General features: G+C 56.3%; 20 protein-coding genes. 18 read left to right on the top strand and 2 right to left on the bottom strand.

All coding sequences use genetic code 11. The annotated features are described in order from the left end of the window. Positions 1-38: 38 nt before the first annotated feature. A complete protein-coding gene (gene bglJ, locus ABR39_RS06590) occupies positions 39-674 on the bottom strand; it encodes a DNA-binding transcriptional activator BglJ (RefSeq protein ID WP_047346277.1) in 636 nt (211 codons plus the stop codon). Continuing rightward, on the bottom strand, positions 671-1408 hold the full coding sequence (locus tag ABR39_RS06585) for a helix-turn-helix transcriptional regulator (RefSeq protein ID WP_047346276.1): 738 nt from the start codon (positions 1406-1408) through the stop codon (positions 671-673). Before ABR39_RS06585 ends, bglJ begins: the two co-directional genes overlap by 4 nt. Positions 1409-1820: 412 nt before the next feature. Here ABR39_RS06585 and ABR39_RS06580 point away from each other — a divergent pair, with 412 nt between their 5' ends. From ABR39_RS06580 to ABR39_RS06495, 18 genes are all read left to right on the top strand, one after another. Further along, positions 1821-2597, top strand: a complete 777-nt coding sequence (locus ABR39_RS06580; protein ID WP_047346275.1) for a threonine/serine ThrE exporter family protein — start codon at positions 1821-1823, stop codon at positions 2595-2597. Further along, a complete protein-coding gene (locus ABR39_RS06575; RefSeq protein WP_014168507.1) occupies positions 2588-3061 on the top strand; it encodes a threonine/serine exporter in 474 nt (157 codons plus the stop codon). The genes ABR39_RS06580 and ABR39_RS06575 overlap by 10 nt, the downstream gene beginning before the upstream one ends. Before the next feature lie 67 nt (positions 3062-3128). Further along, positions 3129-3770, top strand: coding sequence for a TetR family transcriptional regulator (locus ABR39_RS06570; protein WP_047346274.1), 642 nt, complete (start codon positions 3129-3131; stop codon positions 3768-3770). Positions 3771-3811: 41 nt separating this feature from the next. Further along, positions 3812-4264, top strand: coding sequence for a MarR family winged helix-turn-helix transcriptional regulator (locus ABR39_RS06565; RefSeq protein WP_047346442.1), 453 nt, complete (start codon positions 3812-3814; stop codon positions 4262-4264). A gap of 83 nt (positions 4265-4347) precedes the next feature. After that, a complete protein-coding gene (locus ABR39_RS06560; protein ID WP_023310299.1) occupies positions 4348-4776 on the top strand; it encodes an organic hydroperoxide resistance protein in 429 nt (142 codons plus the stop codon). 148 nt (positions 4777-4924) lie between these two features. After that, positions 4925-5470 carry a primosomal protein DnaT gene (gene dnaT / locus ABR39_RS06555; RefSeq protein ID WP_047346273.1) on the top strand — a complete coding sequence of 182 codons (546 nt, stop codon included), beginning with the start codon at positions 4925-4927 and terminating at the stop codon, positions 5468-5470. Beyond that, positions 5467-6204: a DNA replication protein DnaC gene (dnaC, locus tag ABR39_RS06550; protein WP_047346272.1), complete on the top strand. Its 738-nt coding sequence runs from the start codon at positions 5467-5469 to the stop codon at positions 6202-6204. The genes dnaT and dnaC overlap by 4 nt, the downstream gene beginning before the upstream one ends. A gap of 84 nt (positions 6205-6288) precedes the next feature. Then, positions 6289-6771 (top strand): DUF2501 domain-containing protein, encoded by a 483-nt coding sequence (locus ABR39_RS06545; RefSeq protein ID WP_047346271.1) that lies wholly within the window; start codon positions 6289-6291, stop codon positions 6769-6771. Positions 6772-7041: 270 nt separating this feature from the next. Further along, positions 7042-9333 (top strand): phosphatidylglycerol--membrane-oligosaccharide glycerophosphotransferase, encoded by a 2292-nt coding sequence (gene opgB, locus ABR39_RS06540; protein WP_047346441.1) that lies wholly within the window; start codon positions 7042-7044, stop codon positions 9331-9333. Between the two features lie 179 nt (positions 9334-9512). After that, on the top strand, positions 9513-10151 hold the full coding sequence (locus ABR39_RS06535; protein WP_047346270.1) for an EAL domain-containing protein: 639 nt from the start codon (positions 9513-9515) through the stop codon (positions 10149-10151). Next, entirely contained in the window at positions 10148-10690 is a 543-nt protein-coding gene (locus ABR39_RS06530; protein ID WP_047346269.1) for a helix-turn-helix transcriptional regulator, read from the top strand. The genes ABR39_RS06535 and ABR39_RS06530 overlap by 4 nt, the downstream gene beginning before the upstream one ends. 32 nt (positions 10691-10722) lie before the next feature. Continuing rightward, positions 10723-11220: a Csu type fimbrial protein gene (locus ABR39_RS06525; protein ID WP_047346268.1), complete on the top strand. Its 498-nt coding sequence runs from the start codon at positions 10723-10725 to the stop codon at positions 11218-11220. A 2-nt stretch (positions 11221-11222) separates the two neighbouring features. Continuing rightward, entirely contained in the window at positions 11223-11999 is a 777-nt protein-coding gene (locus tag ABR39_RS06520) for a fimbrial biogenesis chaperone (protein WP_047346267.1), read from the top strand. Continuing rightward, the gene (locus tag ABR39_RS06515) at positions 11920-14211 is read left to right on the top strand and encodes a fimbria/pilus outer membrane usher protein (protein WP_240477058.1); all 2292 of its coding nucleotides are present in this window, start codon (positions 11920-11922) and stop codon (positions 14209-14211) included. Before ABR39_RS06520 ends, ABR39_RS06515 begins: the two co-directional genes overlap by 80 nt. Positions 14212-14222: 11 nt before the next feature. After that, entirely contained in the window at positions 14223-15158 is a 936-nt protein-coding gene (locus ABR39_RS06510) for a Csu type fimbrial protein (protein ID WP_240477057.1), read from the top strand. A gap of 127 nt (positions 15159-15285) precedes the next feature. Next, complete coding sequence (locus ABR39_RS06505; protein WP_047346264.1) at positions 15286-16026, top strand: winged helix-turn-helix domain-containing protein; 741 nt, start codon at positions 15286-15288, stop codon at positions 16024-16026. Position 16027: 1 nt separating this feature from the next. Continuing rightward, positions 16028-16501, top strand: a complete 474-nt coding sequence (locus ABR39_RS06500; RefSeq protein ID WP_047346263.1) for a hypothetical protein — start codon at positions 16028-16030, stop codon at positions 16499-16501. Positions 16502-16530: 29 nt separating this feature from the next. After that, complete coding sequence (locus ABR39_RS06495) at positions 16531-17037, top strand: GNAT family N-acetyltransferase (RefSeq protein ID WP_047346262.1); 507 nt, start codon at positions 16531-16533, stop codon at positions 17035-17037. The last annotated feature ends 34 nt before the right edge of the window (positions 17038-17071 follow it).

The raw sequence follows: 17071 nt of genomic DNA, 5'->3' as shown, positions 1-17071 counted from the left end.
TTGAAGCGCCAGAGTGCATCTGGCGCGTAAAAGGCAGGTTATAAAAATGTGGGCTTGCTGAGTGCCAGACTTTGCGGATCTCTTGCCGGAAGATGCGTAAGAATATCCGCCGCATCAAGCAACCCTACGTCAGAATTCACTCCCAGCTTCACCATCGCATTAAACTTATGTGCCCGGATGGTCTTAATATTACGTTCAAGCTGTGCCGCGATTTCAGGAATGGAATATCCGCAGGACATATAACGCAGAATAGCCCGTTCCGTTGGACTTAACATCCTGTTTCGGTTGCAGTACCAGTGGTTCAGCATATTGTCATTGATGCGCAGCGTTTCGCTCAGTAGCTCAAGAAGTTCCTTCTGCAAATGCTCAAGCGTCACCGATTTACTGACCACACCGTGCAGGCGTGACGGCGAAAGATGGCTAATGAGCCGTGCTTCTGTCTCGTCAGAAACGAGTATGATGCGCTGGATATGACCATGCGTAAACGCAAGGTCACGCAGGTGCGCCAGGCAGTTACGACGCTCCTCTCGGGCATCGGCAAGCGAATAGATCAGCGAGAAAAAATTAACGTGATGCAGTGCACGCTTAAAGCTGTCAAATTCACTAAACAGATGCAGTTGATACTGGCTCAGGGCGGACATCGCAAAAAGATGCTGTAACCCAACAGCACTCATCGTGCAATTTTCGACGATGGCGATATGCCTTGTTGAATCGGTTTTTTCCATTCCTCGAACTCTCCATAGGCTGACATTAAGCTCAGCTCTCTCATTCCCTGTGTACTGTTGATCCAGGCGTACATATCGGCGTTACTCCGTAACGACAGCCGTCGCATCGCACTGTTTTTCTGCGCACTTATCGTTTTATTGCTCTTCTTGAGCAATGTGGCGATTTGGTTAATCCCCCATCCCTTACCTAACAGGCGTAATACCTTGCGTTCGGAGTGTGTGAGCGCGATAAAAGGTTCATCTTCATCTTCCACGCTCTGAGGTTCCGGGGTTAACAGCGTCTGGCTTATCCGCTCTGCCCGCTCGCGCCCAGCCCGGATAGCCTTGACCACGCCTTCAATCGGCTCCATATCTGAAAGCAACGTGCTTTCCGGCCGCATAAGCAGCTCAACCGCAATAGGGTAAAGCGGACGCGAGACTAAGAAGATCCAGTGAATTTCCCGGTATTGATTCAGTAAAGCGTAATACTCTTCAAGCGTGCCCCGAGGATTTCGGTATTCGCCTGAAATATCAGCAATAATGACGTCTGCGCGGCGTAACTGAAGCAGGGTTAACTCCTGCAATGAGCGGCAATAGGTCAATTCAACATCGGGGAAATGGCGTGCTATAACGCCCCCCAACCCGTTTTGCATTACGGGTATCCGGCTAATGACAACGCCATGCTTACCATGCAATGACAACATAGACCCTCCGTGTCCATTTTTCATATGATGAGTAACGTTAAAACGCATCAATGTATAAGTGTTTTCGTCCCTGAGTGTAAAACTGATTAATACAAGCAGAAGATGAGAAATGTTTTTAATTTAAGAAATGCCTAAAACAGCGGTAATATCTCATAAAGCGCAAATAAATTTAATTCCGATGCCGTTAAAATAATAACAATATAAAATTAGAATAACTAAATACAAATATTCTATATTTCCGCATTAACAATTCACCACATTAATAAATTAATCCCACCTCCTTTCACGACACGGGGCTGCAACTGTTTGCATAAACCTTGATCTGACCCACAGCAAGAGGCACTGCACTTTGTGCTAAAAGTAATCGTTATGGGCCAGGCGGCAACTCTCCATCTTCTTTTCAGGACAAGACATGCAGGCAGATCGGTCAACGCAGCGTGCTATCACGCGGCTATGTATAAAGTGCGGGCTTTTTCTGCTCCAGCACGGCGCAGAGAGCGCGCTGGTCGAGGAGCTTTCAACCCGGCTGGGGCTGGCGCTGGGTATGGACAGCGTTGAGAGCGCCATCTCATCCAACGCCATTGTGCTGACTACGATCAAAGACGGTCAGTGCCTGACCTCCACCCGCAAAAACCATGACCGCGGCATTAACATGCACGTCGTGACCGAAGTGCAACATATCGTCATCCTTGCTGAGCATAAGCTTCTCGATCTCAATGATATTGAAAAGCGGTTCACCCAAATCAAGCCATTACGTTATCCGCGCTGGCTTGTCGTGCTAATGGTGGGGCTGTCGTGCGCCTGCTTTTGTAAGCTCAATAAAGGCGGCTGGGACGGTGCGATCGTCACCTTTTTCGCCAGCAGCATCGCCATGTATGTTCGCCAACTGCTGACACACCGGCAGCTGCACCCGCAAATTAACTTCTGCATCACCGCGTTTGTCGCCACCACGGTTTCCGGCCTGCTGCTGCGCCTGCCGCAGTTTGCCAACACCCCGACCATTGCCATGGCCGCCAGCGTGCTGCTGCTGGTCCCTGGCTTCCCGTTGATCAACGCCGTCGCCGACATGTTTAAAGGTCACATCAATACCGGTCTGGCACGCTGGGCCATCGCCAGCCTGCTCACGCTGGCGACCTGCATCGGCGTGGTCATGGCCATGACGCTATGGGGGTTACGCGGATGGGCATGATAGATTTTCTGCTGGCGCTGGCGCAGGACATGCTTCTGGCCGCCATTCCTGCCGTCGGCTTTGCGATGGTGTTTAACGTTCCGCAACGCGCTCTGCCGTGGTGTGCGCTGCTCGGCGCGATAGGCCATGGCTCGCGAATGGTCATGATGACGGCAGGTTTTAACATCGAATGGTCGACATTTATGGCTTCTATGCTGGTCGGCAGTATCGGTATTCAGTGGTCGCGCTGGTATCTGGCGCACCCCAAAGTGTTCACCGTCGCCGCCGTAATCCCGATGTTCCCGGGCATATCGGCCTATACGGCGATGATATCCGCGGTGAAAATCAGCCATTTTGGCTACACCGAGCCTCAGATGATCCTCCTCCTGAGCAACTTTCTTAAGGCCTCGTCCATTGTCGGCGCGCTCTCCATCGGGCTGTCTATTCCCGGGCTGTGGCTCTACCGTAAACGCCCACGCGTTTGATATTTGTGTTATTTCGCTGCCATGGAGATAATCTTTCTGGACCGTCTGGTGAAAATAAGGAAAGGATGTGGCTAACCCCGGCAGCGAACACCCCGAGCACAGTGAAGAATCCAGCCTGAAAGAGAAAATTTTTCAGAGCGCTATCGCGCTTTTTGCCGAATATGGATTGAACGGTGCCCGCATGGAGCAGATCGCGGAGAAAGCAGGCACCACCAAACGCATGGTGGTTTACCATTTTAAGAATAAAGAGAATCTCTATCTTCTCGTTCTGGAACATGTTTACACCCAGATTCGCGCCAGTGAAAAAGCGCTCAGCCTGTCAGGAATGCCGCCCGTCGAAGCGCTGGTTGAGCTGGTTGAAGCCACCTTTGACTATCATGCCGACCACCCGGATTACATCCGCATTATCTGCATGGAAAACATGCAGCGCGGCCGCTTTATGCAGCAGTCAAGCTATCTCCGCCAGGTCAACCGTAGCGCGCTCGACCTGCTGGAAGGGATCCTGCGTCGGGGTAAAGAAAAACAGCTTTTCAGCCAGACGGTTGACGCTCGCGATCTTCATCGTCTGATAAGCAGTTTCAGCTTTCACTACGTAGCCAACAGCTACACCTTTACGCTGCTGTTTGAAGACGGTGCAGACGAGCAGGCCCAGCGCCAGCACTATCGTAAAATGGCCGTTCAGGTGGCCCTGCGTTATACCTGCCCATAAAATTGCTTGCAATTAAATCGCACACTATCTATATTCATCTCATGAACGCGAAAACACACGACGTAAACGCTGCGCTTAAGCTGGATAATCAGCTCTGCTTTGCCCTCTATTCGGCAAATCTGGCGCTTAATAAGCTGTACCGGCAGCTGCTGGCACCGCTGAACCTGACCTACCCGCAATACCTGGTAATGCTGGTGCTGTGGGAGCAGGATGACGTCACGGTGTCGGACATCGGTGAGCGGCTGTTTCTGGACTCTGCAACCCTGACGCCGCTGCTGAAACGTCTGGAAAGCGCCGGACTGATAAATCGTCAGCGCTCGCGCAAGGATGAACGTCAGGTCGCCGTCACCCTGAGTGAAGCGGGACGTGAACTTCAGCAGCAGGCAGCGGGTATCCCCCATGCGGTGGGATGCGCAGCGCAGTGTGATACCGACACGCTGCTCACGCTTAAGCAGCAGCTGGAGCTTTTGCGACAACATATTCAGCACGCGTAAGGCTATACTTTACGCGTCTTTATTTAACCACATATATCGCACGCTATTTAATAGCGCATATTAATGAAAATGAGGAACCTGCCATGTCTTTAGAAAAAGTTGTTTATACCGCCAAAGCAAAAGCAACCGGTGGCCGTGACGGCCGCGCGACCTCTTCCGATGGCGTACTGGATGTAAAACTGGGCGTGCCAAAAGAGATGGGCGGCATGGGCGGAGAAGTGACTAACCCTGAGCAGCTGTTTGCGGCGGGCTACTCTGCCTGCTTCCTGGGCGCGATGAAGTTCGTGGCCGCACGCGACAAATTTACCCTGCCAAAAGACGCCTTTATTGAAGGCGAAGTGGGTATTGGCCCGCTGCCAACCGGCTTTGGTATTGAAGCAAAACTGAACATCCACGTTGAAGGTATGGATCCCGCGGAAGCCAAAAAGCTGGTGGATGCCGCACACATCGTTTGCCCGTATTCTAACGCGACCCGCGGCAACATCGACGTGACCCTGAATATCATCGCGTGATAACTGCCTGATGGCGCTGCGCTTATCAGACCTACGACTGTACCCCCGGTAAGCGCAGCGCCACTGGGGAAATCCCCTCCATTCCCTCATCCTCTCTGTGCTACCATAAGCCCATATCACGCCCGTCGTTATCAGTAGAGTAAGCGTTATGTCTTCCAGAATTCTGACCACCAGCATTGCTGGTATTGATGCCTTTATGCGCGACCCGCGCGGTGTGTTGACTCACGCCGACGGTGGCACGGTTGCGGTTTTTGCCGACAACGCTCCGGCGTTTTACGCAATCACACCGGAACGTCTGGCACAGCTTCTGGAGATAGAAGCGCAGCTGTCGCGCCCGGCGAGCGATATCACGCTGGACAACCAGTTCTTTGATGAACCGGTTAACGTCCCCGTGACCGTGCCGATGGGAAAATTTGCCCTGTACGCGGGCTGGCAGCCGGACGCGGATTTCCAGCGTCAAGCCGCGCTGTGGGGCATTGCGCTAACCCAGCCGGCCACCGCCGAAGAGCTCGCCGCGTTTACCGCCTGGTGGCAGGCGGAAGGGAAAGTCTTCACCCACATTCAGTGGCAGCAAAAGCTCGCGCGTCATCTTCAAATCACCCGCGCTGGCAACAATGGGCAGCCAAAACGCGATATCAACGCGTTTTCCGAACCGGATAAACAGATCCCCAGTGGATTCCGAGGTGCGAAATGAAGAACGTCGGCGACCTGATGAAACGACTGCAAAAAATGATGCCTGCCAACGTGAAGCCCGCTTTCACAACGGGCGAAGAGCTGCTGGCGTGGCAAAAAGAGCAAGGAGAGATCCGCGCTGCCGCGCTCGCCCGCGAAAATCGGGCGATGAAAATGCAGCGCACCTTTAACCGTTCCGGTATTCGTCCCCTGCATCAGAACTGCTCGTTTGATAATTACAAAATTGAGACCAACGGGCAGATGCACGCCCTCGCCGCCGCACGTCAGTACGTTGATGAATTCGACGGCAACATCGCCAGCTTCATCTTTAGCGGCAAGCCGGGCACCGGTAAAAACCACCTCGCCGCCGCTATCTGCAACGAACTGCTTCTGCGCGGGAAATCGGTCCTCATCATCACCGTGGCCGATATCATGTCCGCGATGAAAGACACCTTCAACAACCGCGAAACGAGCGAAGAGCAGCTGCTTAACGATCTGAGTAATGTGGATCTGCTGGTCATCGATGAGATTGGCGTTCAGACGGAATCCCGCTATGAAAAGGTGATCATTAACCAGATTGTCGATCGCCGCTCCTCGTCCAAACGCCCCACCGGCATGCTGACGAACCACAATATCGACGAGATGACCCGCCTGCTGGGGGAACGCGTCATGGACCGCATGAAGCTGGGTAACAGTCTGTACGTCATTTTCGACTGGGAAAGTTACCGCAGCCGCGTCACCGGCAAAGAGTATTAAGACAGTTCCAGGAATCGCCGGCCGGGTAGAGGTATATACTGGAACCCTTTCCGGCCCAAAACGGACCTTTTTGAGAAAGCCATTATGAAAAAACAGATTGTTATCAGCACCTTTTTAGGCGCCCTGCTGGTTTCCGGCGCAGCGCAAGCGGCATCCTGGCAGGAGTCCCTCTCAAGCGCGGCAAACGAGCTGAGCAAAGAGAGCAGCAGCTCTCAGGGCGGGCTTTCCGCCTCTTCCCTCACCAGCCTGCTGGGCAACAGCAGCCAGAGCCTGAGCGCGGGCACGATGAACAACGCGGCGGGAATTCTGGAATATTGCGCGAAGCAAAAACTGGCTTCCGTAACCGACGCGCAAAACGTGAAAAACCAGGTGCTGGGTAAGCTGGGTCTGGATACCCAAGAGCAGAAAGCGGATACCAACTATATGGACGGTATTCAGGGTCTGCTTAACGCGCAGAACGGTCAGCAGCTTAACCTGAGCACCCTCGGCAACTCTTCTCTGGCGAAACAGGTGAAAACCAAAGCCTGCGATCTGGTGCTGAAACAAGGCGTTAATTTCCTCTCCTGATCCGCCCCATTTTCTGCCACAACACGCCGCGTTTAATGCGATAGTCTTGCACCGCGGCGTTAAATGAGCGTTTTTCCCACCTGCCACCGTCTCAGCGTCCGTTTGTCAGGATGCGACCTTCTTCATAAAAACGATTTTCTAAACCAAATCCTAACAACAGCACACTTTCGTGACACTAAAATTGCAGCTTAACGACATCGCAATTACAGTGTATGACCCAAAAAATAAACAGTTAGCCAGCGAAGCACCTGGCGTCATGAGGATATGCTGTTGTCAGAACTAATGTCCCTTATCCTTTTTCTGGCTTCTGTCGGCGTCTATGCCTGCAAAGCCGGCCGCAACACCTGGTGGTTTATCGCCACGCTGGTGGTGCTCGGCATTTTTATTATTTTAAACATTACCCTATACGCCAGCGATTACTTTACCGGCGACGGTATTAACGATGCCGTGCTTTACACCCTGACGAATAGCCTGACGGGCGCGGGTGTGGGTAAGTACATACTTCCGGGGCTGGGCCTCGTCATTGCGCTGGTGACGATTTTTGGCGCGCTGGCCTGGGTCCTGCGTCGACGCCGCCATCATCCGCACCATCATGGCTATAGCCTGCTGGCGCTATTCCTGGCGCTGGCCTCCGTGGACGCCAGCCCGGCGTTCCATCAGATCACCGAACTGGTGAAATCCCAGTCTCGCGACGGCGATCCGGATTTCGCGGCCTACTACAAAGAGCCGTCGAAAACGATCGCCAACCCGAAGCTCAATCTGGTCTATATCTACGGTGAAAGCCTGGAGCGCACGTATTTTGATAACGACGCGTTTCCGAATCTGACGCCAGACCTGGGCGCTCTCAAAAACGAAGGCCTCGATTTCAGCCGCACCATGCAGCTGCCGGGTACGGATTACACCATCGCCGGGATGGTTGCCTCCCAGTGCGGCATCCCGCTGTTCGCGCCTTTTGAAGGTAACGCCTCAGCCTCGATGTCGACGTTCTTCCCACAAAATATTTGCCTCGGCGATATCCTGAAAAACTCCGGCTACGAAAACTATTTCATGCAGGGGGCAAACCTGCGCTTCGCCGGAAAAGACGTGTTCCTGAAATCCCACGGCTTCGATCACCTGTATGGCTCAGAAGAGTTAAAAACAACGGTTGCCGATCCGAGCTACCGCAACGACTGGGGCTTCTATGACGATACGGTGCTGGACGAAACCTGGAAGAAATTCGAGGAACTCTCCCGCACCGGCAAACGCTTCTCGCTCTTTGCGCTGACGGTGGACACCCACCATCCGGACGGGTTCGTCTCGCGCACCTGCAAACGCAAAAGCTATGATGTGGACGGCAAAAACAACAAATCCTTCAGCGCCGTGACCTGTAGCCAGGAGCACATCGCCGCGCTGGTCGAGAAAATCAAAGCCTCGCCCTGGTTTAAAAACACCGTCATCGTCGTCTCGTCTGACCATCTGGCGATGAAAAACAGCGCGTGGGACCAGCTCAGCAAGCAGGATCGCAGCAACCTGTTCTTCGTGCTGCGCGGCGACCAGCCGCAGCAGGAGACGATCGCCACCAAACGCAACTCCATGGATAACGGCGCAACCGTGCTGGACATTCTGGGCGGGGACAACTTTATTGGCCTTGGCCGCAGCACGCTGTCGGGGCAATCCCTGTCGGAAGTGTTCCTCAACATGAAGGAAAAAATCCTCGCCTGGAAGCCCGACATCATTCGCCTGTGGAATTTCCCTAAAGAGATGAAAGACTTCACCATCGATCGGGATAAAAACACCATTGCCTTCTCGGGCAGCAACTTCCGTCTGCCGCTGCTTTTGCGCGTGTCTGAGGGCCGCGTCGAGCCGCTGCCGGAAAGCGAGTATTCCGCGCCGCTGCGCTATCAGCTGGCCGATTTTGCCCCCCGCGATAACTTCGTCTGGGTGGACAGGTGCTACAAAATGGGCCAGCTCTGGTCGCAGCCGCTGGCACTCTCAACCGACTGGTGCGTCTCTCAGGGCCAGCTTGGCGGGGAGCAAACCGTGCAGCACGTGGACAAAGCCCAGTGGAAAGGCAAAACCGCGTTCAAAGATACGGTAATTGATACCGCGCGCTATCAGCACAACGTCGACATGCTGAAAGTCGTCGACAACGATATTCGCTACAAGGCGGACAGCTTTATCTTTAACGTGGCCGGCGCGCCGGAAGAGGTGAAGCAGTTTAGCGGCATCTCGCGTCCGGAGTCCTGGGGACGCTGGTCCAACGCGCAGCTGGGCAACGAGGTGAAAATTGAGTACGCCCATCCCCTGCCTGAACAATTTGACCTTGTGATCACGGCAAGAGCGTACGGGCCCAATGCCAACAAGCCCGTGCCGGTCCGCGTGGGCGATCGGGAACAGACCCTGACGCTTGGAAACGATGTATCCACGCACACGCTGCATTTTGACAACCCATCGCGCAGCAATACGCTGGTGATTGTCCCGCCAGACCCGCAGTCGACCAATGAGGGGAATATCCTTGGACACTCTCCGCGTGAGATCGGGATTGGCATGGTAGAAATCAAAATCGTCGGTACACAGGGCTAACGCGCGCGTGCCCGGCATTCCGCCGGGCACTTATGAAAATAAATAATTCTATATAATCATTATAAATTAGATGAAAACACTTTATATAAACCAGTTTAATTTATAAATATCCCGCAAAAAGACAAATCCATAACATGTGCAGCTCCATAAATCACCACGGAGCATTACGCACTTTTATCATGCTAACCGGCTATAAGTTCGAATCCATCCGGGCACTGCGCAGCGAAAATGTGATTGCCTGGGAGGTACTGTCCACTGCAAAGCCCCACGTCGATCTCGAAGACTACTTTGGCTCGATGTCCTCGACGCAGCGTAAGGCGCACTTCTTTGCGCAGCTTCGTCATGCCATGTTTTGCGAGGAGGGAGAAAAGTATTATCTCAACGCAACATCGGATTTGCTGCTGGAAACGGACTTCCTCCACAGGCTAAAAGAAGAGACCCCCTGCCCGGAGAGGCTTGCTATCGAGGTCACCGACCTCCATACGCTGGTACAGCTCGACGCCACGCAAAGCCGGGCTCTGCGGATATGCATCGCGACGCTCCATCAGTGGGGGATCGAAGTGTGGGCTGACGACGTCTGCGAAGACATTCTACCCGATCTTCTGACCAGCCAAATTCGCTTCTGCGGCGTCAAAATTGACAAGCATACCTTCTGGAGCGGGCGCACCGAGCAGGCGAAGTTCCTGCATCTCACCCGCCAGTGCAAGCGCGTCGCCAGCAAGGTGCTGATAGAAGGCATCGAAACCGCAGGGGATTTCGCGCTGGCCCGCGCCAGCGTGGCCGACTACGGCCAGGGCTATCTGTGGGGTAAAAAATGACGCCCTTCATTCCTAATGCTGGTTATCAGGTCATCGTTCTGAGCGACAATGCTTTTTTATGGCTTGGCCTCCATTCAATGATTTCGACGGCCGTGACACCCCGTCCTGAGATGTATTGGATCAACAGCGTTGATCCGCACGGGCTTACCCGCCTGCAGGAACGGCTGCTCGGCACGCCCGCCGCACAGAACTGGCTGATTTTTACGGATGCGGCCTGGGTCAGCGACATTAACGCCTGGCTGCGCAGCGAGCGGGTCAGAGTGGTCGCGGACAACCTGTCTCTTGCGCAGCTGAGCCGCTGCTTTAGCGATACGACATTTTCCTTCGAAAACGCTGCCACGCTCTCGTATCAGGAGATGCGGGTTTGCATGCTGCTACATAAAGGATTCAGCCCGGTTCGTATCGCAAAAATTCTCAATAAGTCACCTAAAACGATCTACACCCACAAGCGTAACGCGATGAACAAATTTTGCTGTCACAGCCTGGCGGAATTCCATCGAAAACTCTGCCTGCTGGACGCTCAGTCATTCTCTTTGTAATTGCACTGTTACTCACGTCAGGAAATACGATCATGAAAATTATCACCACTGCTGTATGTTGTTCCGCTCTCCTGCTTCCTGCCGCCGCGATCGCCGCAGACAGTACCGCAAGCGCGACGATGCACGTCTCACTTGAGGTCGTGAAATCGTGCACCCTCAAAGCCAACGACCTCAATTTCTCGCGCCACGGCTCGGATGAATCGAGCGAAATCCAGGCCAGCACGCAGGTTGATATCGTCTGTACCAACGGTACTCCGTTCACTCTCTCCGCCATCAGCAACGACGGCAGCGAGAACGGCACCTTCTGGCTGAAGCCGGAAAACGGCGAAACGGGCGCACAGAAGATTGCCTGGAAACTCTTTGCTGACGAGGGCAAACAGACGCAAATCACCAGCACCGATGGGCTAACCGACACCGGCAACGGTCAGGAGCAGAAAGAGACGCTCTATGGCGTGATTGACGCAGGCGCCCTGACGACCGCACAGGCAGGGGCCTACAGCGACGACATTACCTTAAACCTGGTGTACTGATCGTGCGTCGTTATCTTCCCTGCCTCATTCTGTGGCTCACGATGCTGGCGCTGCTGTCACGCTACGCGCTGGCCGCCACGCTGCAGGTGGCACCCGTCACGCTCGATCTGCAAAGCGGTCAAAGAGCAACAGCGGTCACCCTCACCAACAGTGGAAAAGCAGCCATTCATGCGCAGATACGGGTATACGAATGGACACAGAAAAACGGTCAGGATGTCTTAGCCGCCACCGATGAGGTCGTCAGCAGCCCGGCGATGACCGCGCTGGCGCCGGGCCAGCAGCAGCTGGTGCGCATCATCGTCATGCAGCCGGGCATCGATGACCGGGAGCAAAGCTACCGGCTGGTCATCGATGAGCTGCCGGATACCCCTTCCCGCGCTGCCAATCCCAACGGCGTGCACTTCCTGCTGCGCTATTCGATTCCGGTATTCATTGCCGGAACCCAGAATGCCCCCGTCGACCACGATGCCCTGAGCTGTGAACAGGCGGACAGCCCGGCGACGATCCGCTGCTATAACGCCGGAAACAGCCATATTCGCCTGAGCCATCTTGAGGCCCTGACGGCCAGTGGGCAGGTTGTGGGATCGGTTAAAGGACTGGCGGGCTATGTACTGCCGGGACAGACCGCCCTTGTGAAACTTAAGCAAGCGTCACGCCATACGCTCAGCGCGTTACGCGTCTACCTTAACGATGACCACCATGCCAGCCAGATACCCCTGCGCCCGCTCGCTTCTCGCGCTCCTGCTTTGGCTACCGCTGATGCTGTCAGCCCGCACTGAAGGACCCGCCGACACCGTACAATGGCTGTCCATCACCGTGAATCACGCCCCGCGTGGGGATCTGTGGGCCTGCCGGGTGGTGGAAGATGCGCTGTGGATTAGCAACAGCGACATCAAAAAACTGGGGCTCCGCGCCCCAGATGGCCACGGCGGCTGGGTAGAACTGACGTCCCTGCCGGGCCTGAAGGTTGATATCGACCTGCTTGCCCAGCAAGTGTCGATTACTGCCGAGGCAAACGCGCTCGAGGGACAGCAGCATCTGACGCTCGAAAAATCGCCCCCGCAGTACGCCTATCCTGAGGCCCAGCCCATCAGCGCGTTTACGCTCGGCTACGCCCTCTACGCCAGCGATGTGCAGGGTAAACGCCAGGTGAATGCCCAGACCGAGCTGACCGCGTCCGGGGTGCTGCCCGGGACGCTCAGCAGCAGCTTTTCAAGCCATGCCGGAGAGGAAAACAGCGCCGCCCGGCCCACCCATACGCGTCTTGAAACCCGCTGGCAGTGGGACAATACCGATTCGCTGACCACCCTGACGCTGGGAGACAGCATCACCACGGGCACGCGCTGGAGTCGCCAGGTTCGCTTTGGCGGCCTGCACTGGGCGCGTAATTTTGAACTCGATCCGCAGCTCAACACCGAACCCCGTAGCCGCTACAGCGACACGGCGGTCCTGCCTTCAACGGTCGATCTTTACATAGACGGGCTCAGGCAGAGCAGCCAGCGCGTCACGCCGGGGGCATTTACGCTGGATACTCTGCCGGCCTTCACCGGAAGCGGGCAGGCGCAGGTGGTCATTACCGACATCAACGGCCAGCGTCGCACCGTACAGCTCGACGTGTACGGCGCACCGGGAATGCTGGCCGAAGGGCTTAGCAGCGGCTCGCTGGATATCGGCTGGATGCGGCAAAACTACGCCCAGCGTTCCGACGACTATGCCGCGTCGCCGATGCTCGACGCCGGCTGGCGCTATGGGGTCAATAACCACCTGACGATAGCGCTGCATACGGAGCAGCAGCGCAAGCTGCGCAACCTCGGAACAGGCGTTGACTGGTTGATATCCCCCGACGCAGGCATTGTCAGCCAGCACGTCGCGGCGAGCGACAGCCCCTACGGTCAGGGGATGCAGTGGGGCCTTGGCTGGCAGTGGAGCGGCGGCGGGACGGGCATTTCCGCCAGCACCGTGCGTACCGATGCCGCCTTCGCCGATAATGCCCGCATGAGCGGTGCCGTGCCCGTCAGGCGCAGCGATAGCGTGTGGCTAAGTCATTCATTCTCCCGCGCCGGTACGCCAGGCGTGGGCTGGGTTCAGCAAGACATTCAGGGCAACAAACAACGCTACCTCAATGCCTCCTGGTCCGTTTTGTTACCGGCGCATCTCGCCGCCACGCTGAGCTATACCCGCTCGTTTACGGACGCATCGAGCAACGTTCAGCTTATGCTCTCTCTCCCGCTGGGCCGCCAGGACACCCTCTCGCTTCAGGCCAGCCAGGACTCGCCGCGCATGGACTATCGCCATCAGCCGGACGACCAGACCGGCGGCTGGTCATGGCAGCTGGGGCAAAGCGTTGGTGAACGCCGGGAAAAGTATGCTGACGTGGGCTATCTGGGCCACGCCGGAGAGTGGCATGTGGGGCTGGAGCAAGGCGCTAACGTGGGCAATCGGTATGCCTCAGCCGAAGGCAGCCTGACGCTGCTGGATAACAGCCTGCACGCCCTGCGCTACAGCGAGCAGGGCCTGGCACTGGTCTCAACGCGCGGTATCGGGCACGTGCCGGTGATGCTGGAAAACCGCCCGGCAGGCGAAACCGACGAGGAGGGGTATCTGCTGCTGACCGACCTGCCGCGCTACCACAACAGCAAAGTCACCATCAATCCGCTGGATCTGCCTTCCGATGTGATTGCCCCGGTCACCGACATGTATGCCAGACCGGGTAACGGCAGCGCGGTAAAAGTCGATTTTAACGTCCATCACGCTGTGACGGTTCAGGCCAGGCTGGTCGACGGCCGCGGCACGCCGCTTCCGCTGGGCAGCATCGTGTCAACGCCTCACGGCGCCACCATCGTGGGGCGCGACGGGTTTATCTGGCTTGAAGACCCGCCCCTGCCGGGTGAACTGGTGGTGAAAACCGGTCAGGGAGAATGTCGGGTTACGCTTCCGGCGCCCCGGAAGGCATCATCCGTACTCAATATTGGAGAACAACTGTGCCATTAAGAGCCTCGATAATGTTGCTGCTATTGCTGTCCCTGAAGACAATGGCGGCCGCCTGCTGGATAACCTCGCCTGCCGTCATCAACTTTGGCGCTATCGCGGCGGGCAATGCGGCCTCGACCCACGCCGAGGTCAAATTCAGCTGCCAGGCGGACAACCTCGGTACGACAGAGTATATCAATGTCTGCCTGAGCAGCATCGACGCTCCGCCCTTTCAGATGGTCTCGCCGGGGGACCAGGAGGGTAAACAATACACCCTGATTTTTCGTATTCTCAACGGCGTCGCGCGCTCCCAGGAGCTGGGCCCTGCCAGCCGCGGGGATCTTATCCAGCAGACCCTGACCGCCGACAGCAATGCCAATATCAGCGGCAGCTTTCCGCTTATCGCCACCCTCCCGGCAGGGCAAAGCCAGCTCCCGGCGTACCACTATTACAACTACAACATGAATCTGCGCATAGCGTGGCACAGCGCCTCCCGTCAGGATGCCCTTCAGAACTGTTCAGACGGCTCCGCCGAGGGCGAGCAGGTGCAGGGCGGAAGCAACGCGCAGGCCGAAATTCGCGAGGGATGTTACATAGAGCACGTCACCCCGCTTAACTTTGGCACCCTGACCAGCACCGCCACGCTGCGCCCGACGCGCTCCACGGCCACCCTCACCACGCGCTGCCCGGCCGGCACCGCGTTCACGCTCGCGATGGGAAAAGGCAATCATGCCAGCGGCAACCAGCGGCAGCTGTGCAACGATGAAGGCCAGTGCCTGCGCTACGGCCTCTGGCAGGATGCGGGGACCACGCAACGCTGGGGCGACCAAAGCAGCGGCGATGCGATGCAGGTCACCAACCCCGCGGGCGGGACGCAGAATTTCACCGTCTACGGAGACGTCCCGGCGCAGCCCCTGAGCGGCACGGGGGAATTCAGCGATGACGTGATAATTACGCTGACTTATTAAACAGCGCAAAATCCTGTCTGGATCAATGTTATCGGTAACAATGGCGCTAAAATAGCCAACAGTTCTGCTTCATCAGGCGAAAGGCCTGTTCTTTTATTCGTTATCTCTGTCTGTATTACAACAACTTATGAAATACCTGCTTGCTGACGCCCTCGTCTACAACGACGAGGACGGTTCTGTTTCTCTTATCAATGCGCCGGATGAGGATGCGCAGATCCTCACCTGCACGGCCAATACCATCATGAAGCTGCTGGTGCAGCATCATGGGAACGTGGTCGAACGAGAGACGCTTCTTCAGGAGGTCTGGGACAGGCGCGGGCTGCAGGGGTCGAACAATTCGCTAAACCAGTACATCAGCATTTTACGCAAATTGCTGGCAAGCCTGCTTCCCGACGTGCTGTTTATCGTCACCGTGCCTAAAACGGGCTTTATGCTCAGCGCAGACGTCACGGTCACCGCGCTGGAGAAGCCGTGTACGGCAGCCGAAACGGCGACATCCGTACGGCGCGTTCGACCGGACGTGCTGTTCTGCGGTGCGCTCACGCTGGCGATCGTTGCGCTGTGCATCTGGATAATGGCAATCAAGCCGGCAACCCAGCAGCGGGAGATCCACCTGCTAACCCATATTGGCACGTGTCCGGTCTACACCTTTACGCCGCTGGCGGACGTGTTCCATGAGAAGGCGATTGGGCTGGCGCAGACGCTTCAGCAGGACGGCCATCTTCCGTGCCTGAAAAACTCCATTTTCTACATGCACATTCAGAGAACGCTTTTCTACGGCCACGAAGGGCGGCTGGTGCTCTCCCAGTGCTCCCTCACGCGGGGTAAAGCCAGCGCCTGTCGTACGCTTTACTATTACGAGTGGTGATATGAGACACAAAAAAGTTTGGCTAATTCTGGTCCTCAATCTGCTGCTGCTGGGCGCCGCGCTGGCGTGGTACTTTCACACGCCCCCGCTGTCGGTGGCCTGCGACGGAAACCTGACCTTTTCCGACCGGCGCGACAGCCACGACTTCACCTTTGACGGCGAGATCATTATGCGTTTTCATCCCGACAAAACGGGGTACATCACGCTAAACGGCAGCGTGGTGAACGCGCCGCGCAGCTGGGAAGTTTCCCGCCAGGAGATGTTTAAATGGCGTCACGTCAAGGGCGAACTGTATGAGATTGTCATTCAAAAAGTGGAGCGTTTTAGCCACGATGCCATGCCGCCAGGGGTCTTTGAAAAGTACGTCGCGGGCCTGACGCTGGGCAATAAAAGGCTTCTGACGATAGAGCGCACGCCGGAAGACGCGCTGGTGATCAGCAATTTTTACTCGCCGGTGCTGATCTGCTCGGAATAACGTCGACGGGTCAGGCTATACTTGCCGCCATGCACATTCATATTCGCCCCACTGCCCCTAACGACGTTACCGCCCTGCCCGCCATTGAGCGCGCGGCGGCCGGACGTTTTCGTGACGACCCGGCACTCGCCTGGCTTGCCGGGGGTGAGGTCATTACCGCTGAACAGCACCTCGGTTATGTCGAACGCGGGCAAAGCTGGCTGGCGCTGGCGAACGACCTCCCCGTAGGGTTTATCCTCACAGAAGCGCACGCGTCGTCGCTGTTTATTGTGGAGCTCTCGGTCGAGCTGGACTGGCAGGGAAAAGGAATTGGCCGGCAGCTCATCGCCCGTGCGGCTGACCATGCCCGTAAAGCAGGACTGGCGTCGCTGACGCTGACGACGTTCCGGGACGTCGCGTGGAACGCGCCGTTCTATGCGCGGCTGGGGTTTGAATACGTCACCCATCTCACGCCTGAACTGCGTCAGAAAAGAGAAGAAGAGGCAGCGCACGGCTTAGCGTATGAAACGCGCTGCGCCATGCGCCTGCCTCTGTAATATCGCCCGGTGGAGCTGCGCTTACCGGGCCTAC

The sequence above is a fragment of the Enterobacter genomosp. O genome, from assembly GCF_001022965.1.
Classification (GTDB): domain Bacteria; phylum Pseudomonadota; class Gammaproteobacteria; order Enterobacterales; family Enterobacteriaceae; genus Enterobacter; species Enterobacter cloacae_L.
The sequence above is the reverse complement of the archived record's forward strand: the minus strand, read 5'-3'. Positions and strand labels throughout refer to the sequence as shown.